Annotated in this window: 23 protein-coding genes and 1 pseudogene; 12 read left to right on the top strand and 12 right to left on the bottom strand. The window is 70.0% G+C overall.

What is annotated here, in order from left to right; translation table 11 throughout:
- Nucleotide 1 precedes the first annotated feature (1 nt).
- The gene (locus ACFV4K_RS07445; protein WP_379272867.1) at nt 2–1,705 is read right to left on the bottom strand and encodes a thiamine pyrophosphate-binding protein; all 1,704 of its coding nucleotides are present in this window, start codon (nt 1,703–1,705) and stop codon (nt 2–4) included.
- 156 nt (nt 1,706–1,861) lie between these two features.
- Between ACFV4K_RS07445 and ACFV4K_RS07450 the strand changes: the two genes are divergently transcribed.
- Together ACFV4K_RS07450 and ACFV4K_RS07455 are read left to right on the top strand one after the other, a co-directional pair.
- Nucleotides 1,862–2,377 carry an EXLDI protein gene (locus ACFV4K_RS07450; RefSeq protein WP_379272869.1) on the top strand — a complete coding sequence of 172 codons (516 nt, stop codon included), beginning with the start codon at nt 1,862–1,864 and terminating at the stop codon, nt 2,375–2,377.
- Nucleotides 2,378–2,434: 57 nt separating this feature from the next.
- Nucleotides 2,435–2,739 (top strand): annotated as a pseudogene (locus ACFV4K_RS07455) (ABC transporter); the annotation flags it as partial.
- Nucleotides 2,740–2,872: 133 nt separating this feature from the next.
- Here the strand turns inward: ACFV4K_RS07455 and ACFV4K_RS07460 are convergent.
- The 3 genes from ACFV4K_RS07460 to ACFV4K_RS07470 all read right to left on the bottom strand — a co-directional run bounded on the left by ACFV4K_RS07460 (nt 2,873) and on the right by ACFV4K_RS07470 (nt 4,892).
- Complete coding sequence (locus tag ACFV4K_RS07460; protein ID WP_379272871.1) at nt 2,873–3,598, bottom strand: anti-sigma factor family protein; 726 nt, start codon at nt 3,596–3,598, stop codon at nt 2,873–2,875.
- Nucleotides 3,595–4,101: a sigma-70 family RNA polymerase sigma factor gene (locus ACFV4K_RS07465; protein WP_379272873.1), complete on the bottom strand. Its 507-nt coding sequence runs from the start codon at nt 4,099–4,101 to the stop codon at nt 3,595–3,597. The genes ACFV4K_RS07460 and ACFV4K_RS07465 overlap by 4 nt, the downstream gene beginning before the upstream one ends.
- A 176-nt stretch (nt 4,102–4,277) precedes the next feature.
- Nucleotides 4,278–4,892: a YqgE/AlgH family protein gene (locus ACFV4K_RS07470; protein WP_379272874.1), complete on the bottom strand. Its 615-nt coding sequence runs from the start codon at nt 4,890–4,892 to the stop codon at nt 4,278–4,280.
- A 115-nt stretch (nt 4,893–5,007) separates the two neighbouring features.
- Between ACFV4K_RS07470 and ACFV4K_RS07475 the strand changes: the two genes are divergently transcribed.
- Entirely contained in the window at nt 5,008–5,769 is a 762-nt protein-coding gene (locus ACFV4K_RS07475; protein WP_379272876.1) for a lysophospholipid acyltransferase family protein, read from the top strand.
- A gap of 3 nt (nt 5,770–5,772) precedes the next feature.
- Here the strand turns inward: ACFV4K_RS07475 and ACFV4K_RS07480 are convergent, their stop codons facing one another.
- The gene (locus ACFV4K_RS07480) at nt 5,773–6,096 is read right to left on the bottom strand and encodes a GNAT family N-acetyltransferase (protein ID WP_379272878.1); all 324 of its coding nucleotides are present in this window, start codon (nt 6,094–6,096) and stop codon (nt 5,773–5,775) included.
- A 98-nt stretch (nt 6,097–6,194) separates the two neighbouring features.
- Between ACFV4K_RS07480 and ACFV4K_RS07485 the strand changes: the two genes are divergently transcribed.
- The gene (locus ACFV4K_RS07485; RefSeq protein WP_379272879.1) at nt 6,195–7,310 is read left to right on the top strand and encodes a glycerate kinase; all 1,116 of its coding nucleotides are present in this window, start codon (nt 6,195–6,197) and stop codon (nt 7,308–7,310) included.
- On the opposite strand, the gene ACFV4K_RS07490 is transcribed toward ACFV4K_RS07485, so the two are convergent.
- Nucleotides 7,307–7,663 carry a winged helix-turn-helix transcriptional regulator gene (locus ACFV4K_RS07490; protein WP_379272881.1) on the bottom strand — a complete coding sequence of 119 codons (357 nt, stop codon included), beginning with the start codon at nt 7,661–7,663 and terminating at the stop codon, nt 7,307–7,309. The genes ACFV4K_RS07485 and ACFV4K_RS07490 overlap by 4 nt on opposite strands.
- A gap of 75 nt (nt 7,664–7,738) precedes the next feature.
- Here ACFV4K_RS07490 and ACFV4K_RS07495 point away from each other — a divergent pair, with 75 nt between their 5' ends.
- Nucleotides 7,739–8,734: an NAD(P)-dependent oxidoreductase gene (locus tag ACFV4K_RS07495; protein ID WP_379272898.1), complete on the top strand. Its 996-nt coding sequence runs from the start codon at nt 7,739–7,741 to the stop codon at nt 8,732–8,734.
- Between the two features lie 148 nt (nt 8,735–8,882).
- Here ACFV4K_RS07495 and ACFV4K_RS07500 read toward each other — a convergent pair whose 3' ends face one another.
- The 3 genes from ACFV4K_RS07500 to ACFV4K_RS07510 all read right to left on the bottom strand — a co-directional run bounded on the left by ACFV4K_RS07500 (nt 8,883) and on the right by ACFV4K_RS07510 (nt 10,174).
- Nucleotides 8,883–9,008, bottom strand: coding sequence for a hypothetical protein (locus tag ACFV4K_RS07500; protein ID WP_379272883.1), 126 nt, complete (start codon nt 9,006–9,008; stop codon nt 8,883–8,885).
- 82 nt (nt 9,009–9,090) lie between these two features.
- A complete protein-coding gene (gene aroQ, locus ACFV4K_RS07505) occupies nt 9,091–9,528 on the bottom strand; it encodes a type II 3-dehydroquinate dehydratase (protein WP_357097348.1) in 438 nt (145 codons plus the stop codon).
- Nucleotides 9,529–9,556: 28 nt separating this feature from the next.
- Nucleotides 9,557–10,174 carry a hypothetical protein gene (locus ACFV4K_RS07510; protein WP_379272899.1) on the bottom strand — a complete coding sequence of 206 codons (618 nt, stop codon included), beginning with the start codon at nt 10,172–10,174 and terminating at the stop codon, nt 9,557–9,559.
- 460 nt (nt 10,175–10,634) lie between these two features.
- Here ACFV4K_RS07510 and ACFV4K_RS07515 point away from each other — a divergent pair, with 460 nt between their 5' ends.
- Nucleotides 10,635–12,188, top strand: coding sequence for an NTF2-like N-terminal transpeptidase domain-containing protein (locus ACFV4K_RS07515; protein ID WP_379272885.1), 1,554 nt, complete (start codon nt 10,635–10,637; stop codon nt 12,186–12,188).
- Between the two features lie 7 nt (nt 12,189–12,195).
- On the opposite strand, the gene ACFV4K_RS07520 is transcribed toward ACFV4K_RS07515, so the two are convergent.
- The 3 genes from ACFV4K_RS07520 to ACFV4K_RS07530 form a co-directional block, all read right to left on the bottom strand.
- The gene (locus tag ACFV4K_RS07520; RefSeq protein WP_379272886.1) at nt 12,196–12,579 is read right to left on the bottom strand and encodes a DUF3054 domain-containing protein; all 384 of its coding nucleotides are present in this window, start codon (nt 12,577–12,579) and stop codon (nt 12,196–12,198) included.
- A gap of 190 nt (nt 12,580–12,769) precedes the next feature.
- On the bottom strand, nt 12,770–13,885 hold the full coding sequence (locus tag ACFV4K_RS07525; protein ID WP_379272888.1) for a YbhN family protein: 1,116 nt from the start codon (nt 13,883–13,885) through the stop codon (nt 12,770–12,772).
- A 4-nt stretch (nt 13,886–13,889) separates the two neighbouring features.
- Complete coding sequence (locus tag ACFV4K_RS07530) at nt 13,890–15,407, bottom strand: adenylate/guanylate cyclase domain-containing protein (protein ID WP_379272900.1); 1,518 nt, start codon at nt 15,405–15,407, stop codon at nt 13,890–13,892.
- A gap of 220 nt (nt 15,408–15,627) precedes the next feature.
- Here ACFV4K_RS07530 and ACFV4K_RS07535 point away from each other — a divergent pair, with 220 nt between their 5' ends.
- From ACFV4K_RS07535 to ACFV4K_RS07560, 6 genes are all read left to right on the top strand, one after another.
- Nucleotides 15,628–16,707, top strand: a complete 1,080-nt coding sequence (locus tag ACFV4K_RS07535) for an AI-2E family transporter (protein WP_379272901.1) — start codon at nt 15,628–15,630, stop codon at nt 16,705–16,707.
- A gap of 21 nt (nt 16,708–16,728) precedes the next feature.
- Entirely contained in the window at nt 16,729–17,919 is a 1,191-nt protein-coding gene (gene macS, locus ACFV4K_RS07540) for a MacS family sensor histidine kinase (protein ID WP_379272902.1), read from the top strand.
- Between the two features lie 14 nt (nt 17,920–17,933).
- The gene (locus ACFV4K_RS07545; protein WP_379272889.1) at nt 17,934–18,596 is read left to right on the top strand and encodes a response regulator; all 663 of its coding nucleotides are present in this window, start codon (nt 17,934–17,936) and stop codon (nt 18,594–18,596) included.
- A gap of 106 nt (nt 18,597–18,702) precedes the next feature.
- Nucleotides 18,703–19,347: a DUF1707 domain-containing protein gene (locus tag ACFV4K_RS07550; RefSeq protein WP_379272903.1), complete on the top strand. Its 645-nt coding sequence runs from the start codon at nt 18,703–18,705 to the stop codon at nt 19,345–19,347.
- Between the two features lie 42 nt (nt 19,348–19,389).
- Nucleotides 19,390–20,199, top strand: a complete 810-nt coding sequence (locus tag ACFV4K_RS07555) for an alpha/beta fold hydrolase (RefSeq protein ID WP_379272890.1) — start codon at nt 19,390–19,392, stop codon at nt 20,197–20,199.
- Between the two features lie 89 nt (nt 20,200–20,288).
- Nucleotides 20,289–22,481: a DUF2339 domain-containing protein gene (locus ACFV4K_RS07560; protein ID WP_379272892.1), complete on the top strand. Its 2,193-nt coding sequence runs from the start codon at nt 20,289–20,291 to the stop codon at nt 22,479–22,481.
- Nucleotides 22,482–22,507: the final 26 nt, after the last annotated feature.

The raw sequence follows: 22,507 nt of genomic DNA on the forward strand, positions 1-22,507 counted from the left end.
ATTACCTCCTGGGTGGCGTCAGGAACGGTGTGAACGGCGGGATTTCGTCGGGATCGCAGTCGATCGCGACGAACGACGGACCCGGGCGGTCGAGGCAGTGCCGCAGTGCCGCGGCGAGCTCGGCCCGGTTCTCCGGTGCGTGGGTGCACAGATCCGGGAACATGGCGGCCATCCCCGCGCCCGGATACGCGGGACGAAATCGGTTGAAGCTGTACCGATCCCCGTAGTACAGCTGTTCACGCGTGACGCACATGGCGTGCGCGTTGTTGTTGAGGACGACGAAGGTGATCGGCAGCCGGTGCTCGACGGCGGTGTGAATCTCCATGCCGTGCATGAAGAACGCCCCGTCCCCGGCGATCACGAAGGTGCGCCGCGGACCGCCGTCGGGGCGGCGGTGGCGGGCGAACGCCGATCCGATACCGGCCCCGAACGCGTACCCCATGCCGCCCATGCCGAGCGCCACCGTGAACCGGCCGCCGCGCGGCAGCCGCAGGTGATGCACCACGGCCGCACCGGTATTGCCCGCGTCGGCGAATACGTCCGCGCCCGGCGGCAGCGCGTCGTTGATGATCTCGACCACCTCGCGATACCGCAGTCCGGGACCGTGTGCGGGCGGGACGGGCAGCGGCGTGAGGGCGGGCTCGCGGTGCGGGTGCGGTCGCAGCGGAATGATCCGGGCCGTGTCCTCGGCCGAGCCGGAATCCAATTCGGCGATCAGCTCGTCGAGTGTCTTGGCCAGATAGTTACTGTGCGCGTGGGCGGTGGGCAGGAACGGCGGCAGCGCGCCGACGCTCGCCAGCGGCACGGCCGCCAGCGCGTCCTCCATGCCCGCCCGCGCGGTGACCGGCATGCGGGTGCCGATCAACAGGCACAGGGCGGCGCCCTGCAGCGCGTCCAGCAGTTCCGGATTGCCCATGCTGCCGGAGACGCCGCAGAACCCCGGGTCGGCGTGGTGGTAGACGTCCTTGGCATCGGGCGCGACCCCGACGGCCGCGTCCAGCCGGGCGGCGAAGCGGGCCAGTTCGTCACGGGCGTCGTCGCGGGCCACCTGGTCCCCGGCGATGATCACGATCTTGCCGAGGGCCCGGGCGCCGCGCACGATGTGCACCACTCGCCACAGGCTCTCGATCTCCCGGCGGTAGGCGCGCGGGGGCGGCACGAAATCCGACGTGACCAGGTCGGCCTGCTGAATGTCCTTGGGCAGCAACAGCACCGCGGGGCCGCCGCGGCGGGCGGCGGTGACGGCGCGGGCGAGGTGCGCGGGCAGGTCGGCGGGGGCCTCCACGCGCGCGCAGTACCGCGAGATCGGCGAGTACAGCGCGACCGCGTCGAAGCTGCCCGCCTGCCCGCTGGAGTCCTGGAACGCGCCCTTGCCCTCCAACGCGGTCGGGGACTGGCCGATCAGGGCCAGTACCGGCACCCGGGAGGCGAAGGATTCGGCGAGTCCCGCGACCAGGTTCACGGCCCCGCCGCCGGAGGTCGCGCAGACCACCCCGAGGCCCGAGGTGGAGCGCGCGTAGCCGTCGGCCATGGTGGCCGCGCCGAACTCGTGCGTGGCGACCACCGCGGTGATCAGGCCGCGCTGTTCGTAGGCCGCGTCGTACAGATCCTCGATATTCGCGCCGCCGACCCCGAACAGGTGCCGGACGCCCAGCGTCGAGATCGCCTGGACCAGCCGGTCCGCGACCCGTGTACCGCTATGCATGGGCGATTCCTTTCGGTGGTCGCCACCGGTGACCGAGTACCGCTGACTCGGGATACGAAATCCGGGTAGTCAGCGGTTCAATGCTGCTGCTCGACTTCCGGCGTTTCTCGAACCGGAACCTTGCCGTGTATGTATACGTCTACGTATAGTTCGGTCATGCCGAACAAGACGATCTACGTTTCCGATGACGACCTCACACTCTTTCAGCGGGCTCAGGAGCTGGTCGGGGGCAATCTTTCGGGGGCGATCGTGACGGCGTTGCGGCGCTTCATCGAGCTCGAGGAGGGCCGCCAGCAGGGCTACGACGAGGTGGTCCTCAAGGTCGGCAAGGACGGGATCCGACAGGTTCGATTCTCCGCCACCCTGCTGACCGACTGGCACCAGGTGACCAATGAGCGCATCGAGGACATCCGGGTGTACCGCACACGCAAAGGCGCGTTCGCGGTACACAGCCACTTCTCCAACTGGTCGGAGTTCCCGGCCGACACCAACATCCTCAAGGACTGGCGGCAGTGGCGGCGCTTCCTCGGTGTGGGGGAACAGAATTGGGGGGACTTCACCCTCGAGGTCTTCGACACCGTGCGGGAGTTGAAGGGCACGATCCCGGATCGGCTCTACGCCCGCGTCATCGACGCCACCGAACATCCGAACGTCGAGGACCTCGACATCTGATCCGACAATCCCGATAGCACAACCGAACAGCTGTAACCGACAACCTTGACCGCGAGCCTCACCATCTTCCTCACCACCCAGTACCTCGAAGAAGCCGATCAACTAACCGACCGAATCGCCGTGCTGCATCAGGGGCGGCTGGTGGCCGAGGGCACGGCGGATAGCTCGAGCGCATGGTGCCGGGCGGATACATCCGGCTCGACTTCCTCGAACGCGGTGAATTCGACTCCGCCGCACAGTTGTTCGGCGATGCGGCGCAGGTCAACGGTGATCTCACGCCGGCCGTTCCGAGCGACGGCGCGGTGCGCTCGGTCCGTGAGGTGCTCGACCGGCTGGACGCGGCGCGGGTGGAGCCCGCGGGACCGGAATGGCTGGCGGCGTTCGCGCTGCTCGGGCTGATGGTGGGCACAATGGGGCGCTCGCCGTCGGCTGGTGCGTGGTGATCACCGTCGCCGGATACTTCTGGGCCACCACGACTTTCCGTCGCAAGACCGCCTAGAGCCCGGCCGCCAGCAGGATCTTGCCGGACAGGTTGCGGATCTCCACCGTCTTCAACTGTTCCGGCGAGGCCGACGCGGTGCCGTCCAGGGTCAGGCTCTGGCCCGACTTGACCGTCCACTCGGCGAGTTTGGACTGCACGCCGTCATCGCGGGTCACCCACATCGACAGCGTCCACCCGTACACCTCATCCTTCTCGTCGGACGGCGGGTAGGAGCACCACATGTCCACCCGGCTCTGGCCGTTGATCGACACCACCTTGAAGGTGGCCTGGATCGGGGTGTCGGTCTGCGGCTTCAGCGGTCCCTGCGCCACCACCTGCTGCACCACCGCCGGACGGCCGGACCGTGCGACGGTGGCGGTCACCGGCACCGCGATCGCTACCGCCGCGGCCGCCGCGGCCACCGCCGCGCCGATCGACCACCGGCGGCCGCGCCGGCGACTCGCCAGCGCCCGGTCCGCCAGGGTGGGCAGCAGGCGTTCGGGCGGCGGCGGCACGCTCGCGGACGGATCCTCTTGCGCCGCAATCGACAGCGCGGTCTCCGGGTCCACCAGGGCCAGCAGGCCGGGCAGTCCCGCCAGTTTCGACACGGCCGCGCGGCAGGACTCGCATCCGGTCAGATGCTCCTCGTACTCGCGGCGGTCGTCCCGGGCGAGAGCGCCGAGCACATACGCGCCATCCCACGTGGTGTAGCCATCGCACAGCTCATGGCTTTCGGTCATCTCGTCACCCCCATCTCCTGCAGCGCCAATCGCAACGCCCGCATGCCGTAGTGCATGCGCGACTTGACCGTGCCCTCCGGGATCTCCAGTTCCCCCGCGATCTGATGTGTGGACAGACCCCGGTAGTAGGCGCGGACGATGACCTCGCGGTGATCGACGCTCAGCCGCGCCAGCGCGTCCGCCACCAGCCAGCCGTCCAGCGCTCGATCGGTCTTGTCCGGTTCGGGCACCTCCGGCGGGTGATCGGTGCGGAACTCGCGCCGGCTGCGCGCGCTGCGATGCTCGTCCACCGCCAGGTTACGGGCGACCGTGAACAGCCACGCCCGCGCGGAACTGGTGGACTGATCCAGCACGTGGGGCCGCTGCCAGGCGCGCAGCAGGGTCTCCTGCACGATGTCCTCGGCCCGGCCCGGATCCCCGACCAACCCGTAGGTGTAGCGCCACAGTGCCCCCGCGTGCTCCTCGTACAGCGCACGGAGCAAGGCGGCCTGGTCCTCCGGCATCCCGCTAACCCGCCTCTCCGCGACTCTTGCCGACGGCCGGGTGCCACATCGGTCGCGCACCGGACCGGCGGTGTGAAGCTGGTCGAGTTCTGGGTGTACCCGGTGAGTTACCCATAGGTCACCAGATCAGTTGTCGCGTTCAGGACGGCAGTGTGTGCCATACCGGATCCACGATCCTAGTTGCGTTCCAGTTCGATCGGGTGCGTGGCGAGGAGGGCGAGGGGGAGGGGTTGGCGGCGCAGGACGTGGGCCCAGAGGTCGACGCGGCCGGCCAGAGGGTCGGTGGGCAGGGCCGAGAGGACGATCCAGTCGCCGCGGTCCAGTTCGCCTTGCAGCTGGCCGAAGGTCCAGCCGGCGTAGCCCGCGAAGACCCGGATGCCGTCGACCAGACCTTCGATCTGGTCGGGGTCGGAATCCAGGTCCACCAGGGCCACCCGGCCGTCGACCCGCCGCACGCCGGCCACCCCGGCGATGGACGCGCCCACCTTGATGGTGGCCAGGCAGAGTGCCGCATCGCGTTTCACGGGGCCGCCGATGTAGAGGGCGCGCGGTCCGGCGGCGAGTTCGGACCAGTTGGGGAGCACATCGTGCAGGGCGGTGTCGCTGGGCTTGTTGAGCACCACGCCCCAGGTGCCGCCGTCATTGTGCTCGAGGATGTAGACCACCGAGCGCCGGAAGGACGGCTCGGTCAGATCGGTTGCCGACACCAGCAGAGTTCCTGGCCGAACCACCTGGTCCTCATGCCGGAATTCGCGTCGAGATCGGTCACCGTGTTCCTCTGCACGTGCCACTCAGCCATCATCGCACTGAGACACGGCAATTGCCGAGATAAATTGCCCTCCGCTTCGCTCCGGTCGCGAACCTCTGGGTGGCTGTCCTAGTGGGCGCGTGATTAGGGTGATCGGTATGGAACGCCCCGAGGTCATCCTCGAGAACGCCGATACCGTGTACGACTTCTACCGCGATCACCAGCAGAACGCGCTGAAGGCGAAGGCGGCCTACTGGCTGCTCGGTCGTCGCTACCGGCCCCGTATCACCTACGCGGCCGGGGCGCGGGAGAAGTTGCGCGAGTTGATCTCCCAGCGGCGTCCGCTGCTCATCGCGGTGAACCACCTCTCCCAGCTGGATCCGTACACGGTCGCCGCCGCGGCCTGGCGCAGCGCCATGCGGCCGGTCATCGGGCGCACCCGGGTGCTGGCCAAGGACGAGCTGTTCACCGAGCCCGAGCTGCGCGAACGCATCGACATGATGGGCGGGATCCCGGTCTTCCGCGGCAAGGACCACGGGCTGCGCGCGGTCAACGCGGCCGGACAGCGCATGATCGACATCTGCGCCGACCGCATGGCCCGCGGGGACGGGATCGCGGTGTTCCCGGAGGGGACCTGCAACGATGTCGACCCCACCCAGGTGCAGACCATCGGAAGCGGCATCGGGCACATCGCCTTCCGGGCCAAGAAGCTCGGCGCCGAACCCGCGCTGGTGAGCCTCGGGCTCAGCTACGGACCGCGCCTTGATCCGGCGGTGGAGCCCACCAAGGAGGAGGCGTACTCGGCCAGCTTCTACTTCGGGGTGCCGGTCGCCGAGCTGCCCGCCAAACCCGCCGAGATCACCCGGGTGGTCCGCGACGAGCTGCAGGTCGCGCTGGACGGAGCGGTGAAGGCGTACTAGGCGTCAGTGCTGCGGCAGGTTGAGCCGTTCCCGGGACCAGTGCGGCACCAAAGCCAGGTATTCGGGCCGGGATTCGACGAAGTGGTGCACCATCGGGCACAGCGGCAGGATCCCGAACCCCGCGTCCCGGGTCTGATCGAGCGCGCCCTGCACCAGCTTGCGCCCGTAGCCCTGCCCCTCGAACTGGGGATATATCTCGGTGTGCACGAAGGCCCGCTCATTGGCGGTGTCCTGATACGCCGCGACGCCGGCGAGGTAATCGCCGATGTACAACTCGAACCGCTCCAGCGCGGAGTTCTTACGGACCTCGATCGACTGACTCGGCATGCGTGCGACGCTAGTTCCCCGGCCCTGGCAATTTGTCCGTTTGACCGAACCATGCCGCCTGGCGTGTCGCTTTCCGGCGCAGCGATCACACTTGACGCATGACGGACCCACGGCCGCGCCGGGTGCTGCTCGCCCCGGACAAATTCAAGGGCTCACTGACCGCCGCGCAGGTGGCGGACGCACTCGCGGCGGGAATCACCCGCGCCGACCCGGGCGCCGAGGTGCGGCGCTCACCGGTGGCCGACGGCGGCGACGGGACCGTGGACGCCTTCGTGGCGGCGGGCTGGGAGCGGGTCGAGGTCGAGAGCTTCGGGCCCACCCTCGCACCGGTGACCACCTTCTACGCGGTGCGCGGGCGCACCGCCGTGGTGGAGCTGGCCGCGGTGAGCGGGTTCGCGAAACTGCCGGACGGGCAACCGGATCCCCTGCACGCCAGCACCTACGGTGTGGGTGACGTGATCGGCGACGCGCTCGACCGGGGTGCGCGCGACATCGTGCTCGGATTGGGCGGCAGCGCCTCCACCGACGGCGGCGCGGGCCTGCTGCAAGCTCTCGGCCTGCGCATCCTCGACGTCGACGGCAACGAATTGCCCTGCGGGGGAGCGGCGCTCGCGCGCGCCGTGCGGGTGGACCGCGGCGATCTGCATCCCGGACTGGCCGATGCGACCGTGACCCTGGCCAGCGATGTGGACAACCCGCTGCTCGGTCCCGACGGCGCGGCCGCCATCTACGCCCCGCAGAAGGGCGCGAACCCGGAGCAGGTCGCCACTCTCGAAGCGGCACTGAAGAATTGGGCCGCCGTGCTCGGGCCGGAATGGGCGGACCGCGCGGGCGCGGGCGCGGCGGGCGGCGCCGGATTCGGGGCGCTCGCCGCCCTCGGCGCGCGGCTGCGCCCCGGCATCGAGTTGATCCTCGACCTCATCGACTTCCCGGCCCAGCTGAAGGACGCCGACCTGGTCGTCACGGGGGAGGGCTCGCTGGACGCGCAGAGTCTGTCCGGCAAGGCCCCGATCGGAGTCTGCCGCGCGGCCCGGGCGGCCGACCTGCCGGTCATCGCGGTCGCGGGCCGGGTGCGACTGACCCCGGACCAGGTGCGGGACGCCGGATTCGAGGCGGCCTACGCCCTGTCGGAACTGGAGTCCGACCCGGCCCGCAGCATGGCGGACGCCGCGGACCTGCTGGAACGGATCGGTGAGCGGATCGGCGGAGCCTAGGCGGACGGGGTGAGCGCGCGGCCGGGAATCCGGTTCCGATTGCGGTCGCCCCACTCCTCCAGCGGTCGCAGCGCCGCGCTCAGCTCCTGGCCCAGTTCGGTGAGCGAATACTCCACGCGCGGTGGGATTTCCGGGAAGATCTCCCGGTGCACCAGCCCGCTCGCCTCCATCTGCCGCAGGTTCTCGGTGAGCACCTTCTCGCTCACGCCGGTCAGCAGCTGCCGGATCTGCCCGAAGCGCTGGGTGCCCTCGGCCAGCACCCACATCAGGTGCAGTTTCCATTTGCCGCCGACCGCGCCGATGGCGATGGACATGCCGCACACCTCGTGATCCCCGTCACCGCCGGTACTCATCGCGCCCTCCTGACCAGATTGCCAACCTCCGGGTAAGCAACCGCACCCGCGAGTGCGGTCTTCCCGAGGCTACCGATCCCGGACCACCATCGATTCCGGCGCGCCACCGCAGAACAGCCGAAATCGAAGGGGTACAGCATGTCCGATCAGCGCAATTCCGTCACCGTCATCGGCCTGGGCCCGATGGGCCGGGCCATGGTGAAGGCCTTCCTGAAGGCCGGGGTCGAGGTGACGGTGTGGAACCGCAGCCCCGAGAAGGCGGACGCCATGGTCGAGCTCGGGGCGAAGCGCGCGGGCACCGTCGCCGAGGCGCTCGACGCCAACGAGGTGGTGGTGCTCAGCCTCACCCACTACGCCGCCATGTACGACGTTCTCGGCCCGGTCGCGGATCGCCTGCGCGGCAAGGTGGTCGCCAACCTGTCCTCGGATTCGCCCGAGCAGGCGCGCCGGGGCGCGGCGTGGGTGCGGGAGCACGGCGCCGAATTCCTGTCCGGTGGCGTCATGTCGGCGGGCAACAATATCGAGCACCCGGCGTCGTACATCTTCTACAGCGGCCCGCGCGCGGTCTTCGACGCGCACGCCGAGCTGCTGCGCCCGCTCAGCCCACCGGAGTACCTGGGCGTGGATGACGGTCTGGCCCAGGTCTTCTACCAGGGCCTGCTCACCATCTTCCATCCCTGGCTGCTGGCTTTCGACCAGGCCACGGCCATGATCGCCCGGGCGGGCCACGACATCGCGCAGTTCGTGCCGTTCGCGGTGCGCTCCAATGCCGCCTTCCCGTACTTCATGGAGCAGTTCTCGGTGCGGAACGCGAGCGGCGGCTGGGCCGATCTGGCGGGTCTGCGCATGATGGACGCGGGCGCGCAGCACGTCATCGACGCCAGCGAGGAGGCCGGCGTGGACGCCACGCTCTCGCACACCGCCCAGGCGTTCTGGCGCCGGGCGGTGGCCGCCAGCCTGGCGGCCGGGAGCCCGGTGTCGACCTATGAGCTGATGGCTCAGGCCGTTTCGGAGCCGATGCGCGGGGACGGGGCGGTGGAGAAGATGACCTCCACCGGCACCTCGAAGTAGGTCGCCAGCTGCAGGCTCGGGCTGTACTCGCCGCGCTCCAGAAGGCCGACCGTCTGGTAGTGCGCGCCCAGGGCCCCGGGCCAGTTCCCGCCGCGAGATCCCGCGCTCGGCCCGCAGCATGGCGATCCGGTGGTAGATGACCTCGCTGTCAGTAGGCACGCGCCATGGCCCTCTCGCGGCGGGCCGCCACGGCCGCACCGGATTCGCGGCGGGCCATGCGGCGCAGCACCATCGGCGCGATCAGGACGCCCGCGACCGCCCACACGCCCAGCACCGCGACGGTTTCCAGGTGTCGCCAGGAAGATCCGGGCCCTTCTGCGAAGGATCCGCACCGGTCGGCGCGGGCGCGGAACCGGTCAGCGCGTGCTGAGGAACTCGACGGCCGCCGCGTAGCCCTGGATGCCCATGCCCGCGATCACCGCGGTCGCGATCGGGGACACGAACGAGTGGTGCCGGAACTCCTCGCGGGCGTGCACATTGCTGATGTGCACCTCCACGATCGGCACCTCCGGGATCACCAGCGCGTCCCGCAGCGCCACCGAGGTGTGGGTGAGCCCGCCCGGATTGATGACGATGCCGGACTCCACACCGCGGGCGGCGTGGATGCGATCGATCAGCGCGCCCTCGTGATTGGACTGGAACGCCACGATCTCGCGATCGAACCGCGCCGCGGTCTTGCGGCACAGTTCGACCACATCGTCGAGCGTGTCGGCCCCGTACACCTCGGGCTGACGGGTGCCCAGCATGTTCAGATTGGGGCCGTTGAGCACCAGGATCGGGCCGGTAGCAGGCATGCGCCCACTCTATCGGCCGGTCGGGCGATCACAGGCCGCGCGGTCCTTCCGTCCGCAGGTCGTCGACTTTGCGCATGGCCGTGCGCAATTCCCCGAGCCACTCCTCGGCGTGCTTGCCGGCCAGCTTGACCGTCCAGGCCAGCGCGTCGGAGCGGGAGCGGGCGACCCCGGCGTCGACCAGGGTGTCGAGCACCTTGCGCTCGGGCTGGCGCAATCGGGTCATGACCGGCACGGCCAGATGCGTGAACATGATTCGCTCGCCGTCGACGAGCACGCCCCAGGCGACATTGCGGCCGTAGCGGGCCTGCGCCTCCTGGGCGATCTGCATGCGGGCGGGCCGGGTGGACTCCCGGAAGCGGGCGAGCAGGCCCTCGCGGGTGGCCTGCGGGACGCCGGCCGGGGCCGCGTCGGTGTCGGGGGCGTCCGCGCCGGGTTCGGCGGCGGGGGTGGATTCGGCTGGGGGGAGGGGGAGTTCGCCGAGGACGACGATTTCGTCGCGATCGACCTCGAGGGTTGCGGGACCGGTGAACCAGTCGGCTGGCAATCTGCCAGCGAACCAGTCGGGGGCGTCCGAGACGTCGGGGAGGTCGGCCTGCTGCCAACCGCCGGTACGTCCGAAGCCGGGTCCACGATGTCCGTGTCTCATGTTGGTCACACTCACTTATGGCATGGAGTTGTAATGCTGATTACAACGTTACGTCGAAATCGGGTGCACGGGTTCCGCTCTGGGAGAACGGGGTCTCGAGGCATGGTCACGAATCGCGCGCGGGGCTGTCACCAGTGAGAACCGAACGGTCTGCCGAGTCCCGAATACGCCAGTGCTGTAACCGACCGGTGATCATGTAACTGGTCCCTACTGAAGGATTTCGGCACTATGGTGATGCTCAGTACGTGCGCACCTGGTGGAGAAGGTGGCGCCGCGGCGTTCGGAGCGCGGTACCGTGGACCTGATGCTGATGTGGCCAGAGTGAAGAGTGGGCGATATGGATGTGTGGGGATCCCGCCGCTTCCGAGTTCGGGGTGCTATCGCACTCGCGGGTGTGGCGGCCGTCGCGATCGCGATGGGGTCGTGTGGGTTTCGGGACAAATCGACGGGCGCGGAGAATGTGGTCGATCAGTTCACCTCGCTGATCGACAAGAAGGACTATGACGGAGCGTCGCGACTGACCTCCTATCCGGCGGGCGCCTCGGCAACGCTGAAGCAAGTCTTCGAGGGCCTGGGACCGGGTAAGCCCGAGTACCGCGTCACCCAGTTCATCAAACTGGACGGTACGACAGGCCTCTTCTCCATGACCGGCGCCTGGAACTTCGGCGAGAACCGGAACTGGAAGTACGACCTCAACGGCACCGTCCGCAAACTCAGTGTGGGCTGGCGCATCTCGTGGGATCCCGCCCTGGTCATGCCGCAGCTCGACGCCAAGCGGACCGCCAAACTGGTCCGCACCGAAGCCCAGCCCTCCCCGCGGGTGAACGACATCGTCGGCCAGCCGCTCATGACCGAGCAGACCATCAATGTGGTCAAGCTGGACCCGGCCAAGATCACCGACCCGGTCGCCTCCACCAACGCGCTCGCCGCCGCCATCGCACCGGTCGCCCCGCTCATCGACGGACCGGCCCTGATGCAACAGCTTTCGGCCGCGCAGGGCAAACCCATCACCGCGGTCAACCTGCGCGACGGCGACTTCGCCATCCTCGAACCCCGCATGGCCCCGATCCCGGGCGTGGTGCTGGAGAAGCAGCCCAAGCTCATCTCCGCCGACCGCCGGGTGTGGTCGCCCATGCTCGACGCGCTCACCAAGGTGTGGGACGAGAACCGCGACCGCCACTCCGGCTGGGGCGTGCAGCTGTTCGAGCCCAACGGGGCCATGGTCACCCAGCTCGCCGGGGAACAGGGCCCGCCCGGACCCGACGTCCCGGGAACCATGGACCAGCACCTGCAGCGCGCCGCTGAGGACGCCGCGGTGAGCACCGGCTCGCCCACCTCCATCGTGGCCATCCAGCCCTCCAGCGGGGCCCTGGTCGCGGTCGCCCAGAACAGTCAGGCCAGTGAGCGCGGCAATATCGCGTTCACCGGGCTGTACCCGGTCGGCGGCATGATCGAGCTGTTCAAGAATGTCGCCGCTGTCACCAAACACAAAGCACCGCAGGATGTCTCGGTCGGCGATGCCGCCGACGCGGCCAGCCTGCTCGGCATCGGCATCGACTTCCGGGTGCCCGGCCTCGACGAGACCACCGGCCGCCTGCCCACCGGCAAGAACACCGCCGAGAACGTCGGCCGCGGCGGCGCCGCCGACTCGCTGATGGCGAGCCCCTGGGGCATGGCCATCGCCGCGGCCGCGGTCGCGCGCGGGCAGGTGCCCAAGCCGATGATCGCCATCGGCCAGCCCGCCACCACCGAAGCCGACCTGCCCGCGTTGCCGCCGGAGGCCACCGACCGGTTGCGCGCCATGCTGCACGACGGCGGCGGCGCGCCGGAGATGGCCGCCCTCGGCCGGTATCGCGATGTCCAGGTCTACAGCGCCACCACCGGCAACAACGGGTGGCTGGTCGCGACCCTCGGGGATCTGGCCTTCGCCATTCACATCGATGATCCCGACAGCAGCGACCTCACCGCGCGGGTGGCCGCCCGGCTGTTGCAGTCGCTGGCCACCCCGGACTAGCGGCGGTTCAGCGAGAGGACAGCGCCTGCGCGGCCGCGCGCCAGCCGACCAGGAACAGACCCAGGAAGGTCGCGGCCACGATCACGAAGCTCACTGCGACACCCTGACCCGACACCGCGCGCAGCAGCATGCCGCCCGCCAGCGTGCTCAGCCACACGATCACACCGGTCGGCCACACCGCGCGGGCGTCGAAACGCCGTGCCGCCGAGACGCCTTCCCGGCCCGCCGCCACCGCCGCCGACAGCACCCAGCCCAGCAGCAGCCCGGTGCCGAACGGCCAGAACGTGCGCAGCAGGCCCGCGAGGATCGCCTCGTCGTGACTGCGCCGCCCGATCACGCAGAACACGATCACCAGGGTGATATCCACGACGAAGGGCACGAGTTTCTTCACGCGGCAAGCGTATCGGCGGCTCGCATGCACCTGTGCAGCGACGTCGCGCCTTGCCTGGTCAGTCGCGCACGGTCATTCTTCGACTGCCCAGGCAACAACTGGTTTCGTGCCGTTCGGGGTAACTCACCGGGTACGCCCGGAATTGTTTCGGCTCGTAACCGAGGCACGGACGCGATGCAGGTGACGGCACTCAGCTGTCCGCTGAAGGCCCGGGCAGGCGGGGGAGTCGGCGCTCCTCGAACTCCTTCTCCAGTTCGGCGTCGCCGGCCTGCGGCTTGCGGAACAGGAACAGGAAGACGATCCAGCCGACGATCGCCACCAGAATGAAGCTCACCAGCCGATAGAGGAAGGCGGCGGCCACGGCCTGCGCGGCGGGCAGCCCGGCCGCGGCGGTCAGCGAGTAGATGAGGGTGGCGTCCACGTAGACGATGCCGCCCGGCGCCAAAGGAATGGTGCCCACGGCCTTTCCGGCCGCGAAAGCCAGCATGAGCGCCGCCCAGCGCGGGTCCGCGCCCACCGCGTAGCAGGCGAATCCCAGGCAGGCGACGTCGGCGAGCCGGTGTACCAGCGCCCAGGCCGCCACCCACGCGCCATCGCGTTTGCCCAGGTCCACCGATTCCAGCTGGGACATGATCTCCTCGATCTTGTCCATGCCGTCGTCCGCGGGTCTGCGTCTGATCCGGTTGACCAGGTGCAGGATTCGCTGCAGCAGGCCCTGCACCCCGTCCGGGTGCCGGGACACGTAGTTCACCGCCCAGATCAGCAGCGCGACCGTGCCCAACGTCAGGATCACCTTGACCGGACCCACCCGGTCCCCGGCCAGCACCGTGCCGAACAGGCCCAGTAGCGCCAGCCCCGCCGCCGCCACCACGCCCGACATCACCAGCTGCCAGGACGCCACGATCGGGCTCGCGCCCCAGCGCCGGGTCTGGCGGTAGGTGAAGGCGGTCGAGAACACCTGACCGGCGGGCAAGGTCAGCGACATGCCGGTGGAGCCGTACACCACCGACACCGACTTGCGCTGACTCACCTCCACGCCGCCGGCGTGCAGGAGCTGTTTCTGGATGCGACCGAATCCGGACATGGAAACCGCCTGCATGAGGATGCAGGCGGCGACCCAGCCCCAATGGATTTCGGTGAGGTTCTTCCAGGATTCGTGCAGGCGCGGATATAGGTAGATGCCCTCGGAAATCAGCAGTCCCACAAGCGCGGCGCCCAGCACCCATTTGGCCCACCAGAATCTGCCACGGCGCGCGTTGTCCGCGGGCGGCGCGGGTTCGCCGTCCAGCTCACCATGGGCCGTCACGTCGTCAGCCTAACGAACTCGCCGCCGCCTCGTCTGCAGCAGCGGGGTCGGTGCCTGCCCGCGGCCACGCCAGCCGGGTCTTCCGGCGGCGGCCACGCAGTTGCACTTCTTCTCCGGTCTGCCAATGCCGCTGCTCGTTCTCATCGGCGAAGAACAGGGCACTCGACGAGGTCAGGACCCGTTCGGGCCGGTCTTTCGCGAGTTCGGTCAGGCGCGACGCCTCATTCACCGGATCGCCGATCACGGTGTATTCGAAACGATTTGCCCCGCCGATATTCCCGGCCACCGCGAGTCCGGCCGAGACGCCGATACCGATATCCAGGCCGACCACCTCGCGCAGGGCTTCGCGCAGTTCACGGGCCGCGGCCAGGGCCGCGGTCGGCGCGTCGGGGCGATCCAGCGGCGCGCCGAAGATGGCCAGCGCGGCATCACCCATGAATTTGTTGATGAGCCCGTGATGGCGGTCGATGACATCCACCACGACCCGGAAGAACTCGTTGAGCAGGCTGACCACTTCGGTCGGCGGGCGTTCCGCCGCGGTCGCGGTCGAGCCGACCATATCCACGAACAGGACCGCTACGAATCGGGTTTCACCACCGAGTTCGGTGCCGTACTCCAGCGCCCGCCGCGCGACATCCTCGCCGACGTGCTGACCGAACAATTCCTGCAGTTCCCGTCGTTTCGCGGCCTCGCCCATCATTCGGTTGAAGCCAACCTGCAGCAGCCCGATCTCGGAACCGTCGAAAACTTCCACCTGCACATCCCGGGCGCCTTCCTGCACCCGGTCGATGGCCTGGCTGAGCTGGCGGATCGGATCGGAAATGGAGGAGCCGGTGAGCATCGAAAGCGCCAGTGCCTGCATGATCACCACGCCGCACAACAAGAGAATCGAGACCGCCAGCGACTGCGCGGAAAACTGGACGCGAGAAGAAATCTGGGTGACGCACAGCAGCACGATGGCGATGGTCGGCGCGAAGGTGCCCATCCCCCAGGTCATGGCCATCCGGGTGCCGACCCCCGCGGTCAGGGTGTGGTCGAAGGCCCCCACGGTCAGCGCCTCGGCCGCGACCGGCCGCAGAATCCGTTCCCCCAGCATGTAGGTGAAGCCGAAAACGATGGTGGCGGCCATACATTCGGTGACGATCACCGCCGCCGCCAGCCCCGGAGCGCGCACGATGATCAGCGAGGCCAGCACCGCGCCGCCGACCAGCCACAACACCAGATGCACAATGGCCTGCCGCAACGGGGCGTGCAGCGCCGCCATCTGCTCCTGCCGCGACGGCGGCCCGCCCCGCATCTGCCACCGCATCACCGGCCGCAGCATCAGCGCCGACGCCGTCACGCTCAGGAATCCGCCGATCACGAAGACCAGCGCGGGCACCAGCAGCCCGGTCTCGCGAGTCGCGCTGGTGCCGCCCTCCGGCACCGGCAACCCGTACTCGATGAACGCCCACACCAGGACAGCGCCGAACGCGTTGGCCGCGAGCATCGAAGCTAAGTACAGCGGCCAGCGGGTATGCATGGTCTGTTTGACCGCTTCCAGGGGCGCTGACACCGCTCCAATCTAGCGTTTGCATCGCCGGTACATGCCTGCGGAGGTTCCGGCCGTTAGGCTCGCTCAGGTGAGTGAGGCGCAGGCGGTGTCCAGCGGGTCCGTTGAAACGAGTCAGGTACGGCGGCGCGACGTGGAGGCTGTGCACCCGCTCGTCCGGCAGACCGCGGAGTGGTGCTGGCGGCTGCTCATGATTCTGGCGGCGGTGATCGCGGTCGCGTATCTGGCGCGGCGGCTGTCGACGGTGACGATTCCGATTTCCATCGCGCTGCTGGGCGCGGCTCTGATGGCGCCGCTGGTCAATTGGATGCAGCGGTTCGGGGTGCCGCGGGCCATCGGGGTGCTGGTCGCGCTGATCGGGTCGCTCGGGATCCTGGCCGGGATCATGACCTTCGTCGTGGAACAGTTCGTCTCCGGTGTGCCGCAGCTGTCCGACGAGTTCAAAACCTCCGTGCACCAGGTGCAGGACTGGCTGATCAACGGGCCGCTGCACCTGAGCAACGATCAGATCCGCAATGCGGGCGACACCATCGTCAAGACCGTCGAATCCAACAAGGACGCGCTCACCAACGGGGCGCTCACCACCGCCACCGTCATCGGCGAGTTCTTCACCGGCACGTTCCTGACGCTGTTCATCCTCATCTTCTTCCTCTACGGCGGCGACCAGATCTGGGAGTTCTGCACCCGCATCGTCCCGACCGCACACCGCTCCAAGGTGCGTGAGGCGGGGCGGCTCGGCTTCGGCACCCTCACCGGTTTCGTCCGGGCCACCGTGCTGGTCGCGGCGGTGGACGCCATCGGCATCGGCGCGGGCCTGGCGATTCTCAATGTGCCGCTGGCGCTTCCGCTGGCCTCGCTGGTCTTCATCGGCGCGTTCATCCCGATCGTGGGTTCCTTCATCGCGGGCTCGGTGGCGGTGTTCATCGCGCTCATGACCAAGGGCCTGGTCACCGCGCTCATCGTGCTGGGCATCACGGTCGCGGTCATGCAGCTGGAAGGCCATGTGCTGCAACCACTGCTGATGGGCCGCGCGGTGCGCATCCACCCGCTGGCCGTGGTGCTGGCCATCGCGGCGGGCGTGGTGCTGGCCGGGCTCGCGGGCGGTCTGCTGGCGGTGCCGTTCGTGGCCGTGGTCAATACCGCCATGCGTTCGCTGCTCGCCGACTCGCCCGAGGAGGCGTATCAGGAACTGCACACCGGCGATCCGGACCAACCCATGTACGCCGCCACACCCGACGGTCCCGACGGCCGAGCGGTCACGGAGGACTGAGTGGGGCGCGGGACCGAACCGGTGCCGGGCGGGACCGGGCCCGATCCCGCCTGGGCCGCCACCGCGCCGCTGTGGCGGGCGGTGCAGGCCTTCCGGCTGGTCACCCTGTTGTACGCGGTCGGCCAGCAGGTGGCCTCGGTGCCGCACTACACCAATCAGCGGCTCAGCTGGGCGCTGATCGCGGTCATGGCGGTGTGGTCGGGCATCTCCGCGATCCTGTTGTCGCAGTGGCGGATCCGCAACGAGCCGCGGGTGCGCACCGGGGTGGTGATCGGCGACCACGTGGTGGTGATCGCCCTCATCTTCGCCACCCGGCTGGTCGCCCCGTACGACTGGTACCACGGCCATCAGACCCTGCCCACCACGCTGTGGGCCGCCAATGCCGTGGTCTCCGCGGCGATCCTGTGGGGCCCGTTCGGCGGCATCTGCTCGGGGCTGGTGGTCTCCGCCGCCGTCATCACCGCCCGCGCCCAATGGGATGTCGACGTCTGGCGCGACGCCACGCTGCCGGTGCTGATCTCGGTGGGCCTGGCCCTGGGCCTGGCCTCCAACACCGCCCGCCGCGCCCACGCGCAGCTCCAGCGGGCCATCCGGCTCACCGCCGCCGCCCAGGAACGCGAGCGCCTGGCCCGCCAGGTGCACGACGGCGTCCTCCAGGTGCTCAGCCACATCAAGCGGCGCGGGCACGAGATCGGCGGGCCGACAGCGGAACTGGCGCAGCGGGCGGGGGAGCAGGAGGTCGCCTTGCGGGTGCTCATCTCCGAACAGGGCGAACCCGCCGACGTCAGCGGGGTGGACGAGGACTTGCGTCCCCTGCTCACCGCGCAGACCACGCCGTCCGTCTTCGTCTCCACGCCCGGCGATCCGGTGCTGCTCGGGCACTGGGCGGCCCGCGAGGTCGCCGCGGCCGTCGCCGCCGCCTTGGCGAATGTGGTCCAGCACGCCGGACCGGGCGCGAAAGCCTATGTGCTGCTGGAGGATATGGGTGACGAGCTGATCGTGAGCGTGCGCGACGACGGTCCGGGCATTCCGCCCGGGCGGCTCGTGGAGGCCGAAGGGCAAGGGCGCATGGGTGTTTCGCGCTCCATCATCGGCCGGGTCGCCGCGCTCGGCGGCACCGCGCAGCTGCTGTTCGAAGCGGCGTCCGGGGACGGCGACGAGGGCGCGGGCGCGGAATGGGAGTTCCGGATTCCCGTCGAACGGCCACAATGAGAGCGGAGGCGGACATGAGCGAAGCGGCGGACCGGATCACCGTGATGGTGGTCGACGACCACCCGATCTGGCGCGACGGCGTCGCCCGCGACCTGGCCGAGGCCGGATTCGACGTGGTCGCCACCGCCGACGGCGTGCGCTCGGCCGGCGCCCGCGCCGCCGCCGTCCGCCCGGCCGTCGTGCTGATGGACATGCAGCTCCCCGACGGCAATGGCGCCGACGCCACCGCCGAGGTGCTGCGGGTCTCCCCGCGCACCCGGGTGCTGGTGCTGTCCGCGTCGGCCGAACGCGATGACGTGCTCGACGCCATCAAGGCCGGGGCCACCGGCTACCTGGTCAAGAGCGCCTCGTCCACCGAACTCCTCGACGCGGTGCACGCCACGGCCGCCGGACAAGCGGTGTTCACCCCCGGCCTGGCCGGGCTGGTCCTCGGCGAATTCCGCCGCATCGCCAACACCCCCGCCGACCGCGACGAACCCCACCGGCCCGCGCTCACCGACCGCGAGACCGAAGTGCTGCGGATGGTGGCGAAAGGCTTGTCCGCCAGGCAGATCGCCACCCGGCTGGGCCTGAGCCACCGCACCGTCGAGAACCACGTGCAGTCCACGCTGCGCAAACTCCAGCTCGGCAATCGCGTCGAACTGACCCGGTACGCCATCGAACAGGGCCTCGAGTAGGGGAGCGGTTCAGGGATTGCCCTGATGCGGTGACCGGCCCGGGCTCGCTAGCCTCGAAGACATGGGAGGTCCTGAAGCGGTTTCCGCGCTCGAGACCGGCACCGTGATCGGCGACCGGGATCTACGGGTATCTGATGTAGAACGCGAACATGTCGGCCGGCTGCTGCAGCGAGCGGTCGGGTTGGGCATGCTGTCGCTGGGGGAATTCACCGAGCGCATGGACACCGCGCTCGCGGCCAAGACCCGCGGCGAACTCAACGCGGTGCTGATCGATCTGCCGGGGGTCCGGCTGGTCGGGCAGCCCGCCCCCGCCGCGCCGCACTACGTGCCGCCGCAGCCCCGATTCGTGGCCGGGCCGCCGCGCCTGCCGCAACCCGTGCCCGGCAATGTGATTCGCGCGCGCATGTCGAGCGTGCACCGCAGGGGCGTCTGGCACGTGCCGCCCAGCCTCGTGCTGAACAGCATGATGGGCAGCGTGCACCTGGACTTCACCCAGGCCGTCATGTCCACCCAGGTGGTGGAGATCCACGTGAACGACACCTGCAGCTCGCTGGAGCTCATCCTGCCCGCCGAGGCGACCGTGGACCTCAATGCCATCGACCTGATCGGGTCGAGCGCCAACACCAAAGTGCGCAGCGGGCCGCCGATGGGTCCGCTGCACATCATCGTGCACGGGAGCCTGCGATTCAGCTCCGTCACCGCCAAGCACCCGTTCGGGACCAACTGGAAGCGCTTCCTCAACGGGGCGTGAACCGGTCGGCGGGACCCGGAGCCGGACGGTAGGGTCACGCCCATGGTGGAAGGCGTCCCGGCCCCCGAGGCAGTGCATCGAACCGGCCGCGGCGAACCGTTGCTGCTGTTGCACGGCGTGCTGCTCACCTGGCAGTCCTGGGGCGGCGTGCTCGACGACCTGGCCGCGAGCCACACCCTGCTCGCCCCCACCCTGCCCGGGCACTGGGGCGGACCCGAGGCCGCGCGTCCCGCCACCGTGGCCGCGCTGGTCGACCACTGCGAGCGGCTGCTCGACGAATCCGGTTGGGACACCGTCCATATCGCGGGCAACTCGCTGGGCGGCTGGATCGCCCTGGAACTCGCCGCCCGCGGCCGGGCTCGCTCCTGCACCGCCATCGCACCCGCGGGACTGTGGCGCACCCCCGCCGCCGCGGACTCGCTGCTGCGCCGGTTCCGTGCCTTCGGGCCGCTCATCGGACTGGGCCCCGGCCAGCAGCCGACCATGCCCTCGCTCTTGCGCAGCCTGCTGTTGCCGCTGCTCGCCTACCGGCCCGCCGTCGTGCCGAATCCGCTCGCCAAGGCCATGACCGCGGCCATCACCGAATGCGCCATCGTCGACGACCTCGCGACCGACCCCGAGCTGCCCGTCGGCTTCACCGGCCTGGCCGAGCTCGACGTCCCCACCACGATCCTGCTGCCCGAACACGACCGGGTGCTGCCGCCGCACGTCTACGCGCCCCTCACCCCCACCGCGGCCGTGCAGATCCGCCCGCTCCCGGACCTGGGGCACGTCCCCATGCTGGAAGCCCCCGACCTGATCACCGCCGAGATCACCGCGACCATCGCGCGCGCTGCCGCCCACTCCGCCTGAGCGCCCGGCCGCGACTCGCGTAGTAATCGCCCGCCACCCGGGTGTTTCTACTCATGTGGCAGAACCCCCAGGTCGGGAGCATTGCGGGCATGAATCCCGCCATCGATCCCCGCCTGATCGCGCGGCTGTCGACCGAATTCACCGCGCTCGGCGAGCACCTGAACGTCCTCGGCCGCGACCTCGACACCCTGCACACGCAGGTTCTCGCCGAAACCATGCGGACCGCGGCACAGACCGCGACCGGCACGGGCGTTGCCGGGGCGGGCGGGCCTGAGGTCCCCTCGACCGTCTCCGCCACGGAACAGCGGCCGGAACAGGGCGTTCCTGGCGCACCCGGCGGAGTCGCCGCGGCTGAGCAGGGCGGACAGCCCGTTCAGGGGAACCTTCCGGCGGGGCCTGAGGCTCCGGCCTGGAATGCGCCGGGGTCCGGTCCGGCCGGAGCTGTGCCCGGGTGGGCGCAGTCGCCCGTGGGTGTGCCGGGATGGCCTGCGCAGCAGGGGGTTCCGATTCCGCCCGCCCCCGGCTGGATCCCGCCCGCAGGACCGACGGGAATGCCTGTGGGGCAGCCTGTTCCGGGTCCGGTCGGCGCGGCTCGGCCGGGGTGGCCGGGGTGGCCTGGTCCGGGTGCGCAGCCTCTGTCGCCGATGCCCGGGTTGCCGCAGCAACGGCGCGTGGTGGCCGGGCGGCCGGTGCGGGAGCCGTGGTGGCAGCGGGAAGGGGTGATCAGCCGGGTGCTGGCCGTGGCCGGGGTGGCGGTCACGTTGATCGGCGTGGTCATGCTGCTGGTGCTGGCGGCGCAGGCCGGGTTCTTCGGGCCGGTGCCGAGAGTTGTTGCCGGTGGTCTGTTCTCGGCCACTCTGGTCGGGGTCGGGGCGCGGGTGTTCGCCAAGCCGGGTGGCCGCGTCGGGGGAATAGCGTTGGCGGCCACCGGTATCGCCGGGGGATATCTGGATGTGGTCGCCATGACCACGATGTACCGGTGGCTGGATCCGGCGGTCGGGTATGTGGTGGCGTTCGGGATCGCGGCCGGGGGCGTGGCGCTCGCCATGCGGTGGAACTCCCAGGGTCTGGCCGTGCTGGTCACGGGTGGGGCGGCGGTGCTCGCGCCGTTCGTGTCGACGGAGTTGATGCTGCTGGTTGGCTTCCTGATCGTGTTGCAGATCGCCGCTCTGCCGGTGCAGTTGGTGCGGGATTGGCCGTGGCTGCACGTGATTCGGACGATTCCGGCGGTACTGGTGACCTTGCTCGCGGTGGTCGGCACGGCTCTCGATTCGGGCGCGGGGCCGGACCGGTATCAGGCGCTGGCCGCCGCGATCGTCATCGCGGTGACCGGGCTGGCCGGTGCGGTGCTCGCCGGGCGGCTGCGGGCGGGTGACGTGACCGCGAGCCTGAGCTTCGGCGCGGCGACCGCGCCGATGCTGGCCGCGCCCGTGCTGTTCTCCGGGCGCACCGGGCCGACGGTGCTGGCCGGCGCTGTCGCGGCGGTACTGCTGCTGGTCGCGGCGGTGCCGTGGGTGCCGAAACTCGGTGCCGCCGTCCGGATTCCGGGGCACCTGGCCGTGGTGTCCGCGGTGGCCGGTGCGGTCGCGCTGCTCGAGGCGTGTGTCGGCGTGACCGAGGTGCAGACGCTGCCGACGGCGCTGTTCGTGGTCGCCATGGGCTTCCTGGCGGCAGCCGGACAGCAGCGGTCGCGGTTCGCGGCGGCGCTCGGCGCGGCCTACGGCGGGCTGGGCGCGCTCGCCTTCCTGTTCCGCGCCGACCCGGCCACCCTGGCCGGGCAGTCGGAAGCCGAAGCGCACCTGGGTATTTCGACCGCGTTGTCGGCGGTGTTCCTGCTCGCGGTGCTGGCGGTCGCGACCTGGACCGCACGTCGCCTGGGCCTGCTGGACCGGGAGTCCGACGCCGCCGTCCTGTCGGTGTTCGCCGGGATCGGCGGGCTGTACACGGTGACCGCCCTGACCGTCTCGCTCGGCGTCGCCACCGGCAGTCGCGACGGGTTCCTGGCCGGACATGGCATCGCCACGGTGATCTGGATGGCCGCGGCCACCGCCGCCCTGCTGTTCGGCCTGCGCCGCCTCTCCCGCAAGTCGGCGCAGGCGAAGGTGGCGCTGGTGGCGGGCCTGCTGCTCACCGGTGCGGCCCTGGCCAAGCTGTTCCTGTTCGACCTGGCCACCCTGGCCGGGCTGCTGCGCGCGGCCGCGTTCCTGGTGGTGGGTGTACTGCTGCTGATGGTCGGCACCCGCTACGCGCGCACCTTCGCCGACCTGAACGCCCGCACCTAGGGCGGCGAAAAAGGAAGGCCCGGCCG

This window comes from Nocardia sp. NPDC059764 (genome assembly GCF_042732555.1).
GTDB lineage: Bacteria > Actinomycetota > Actinomycetes > Mycobacteriales > Mycobacteriaceae > Nocardia.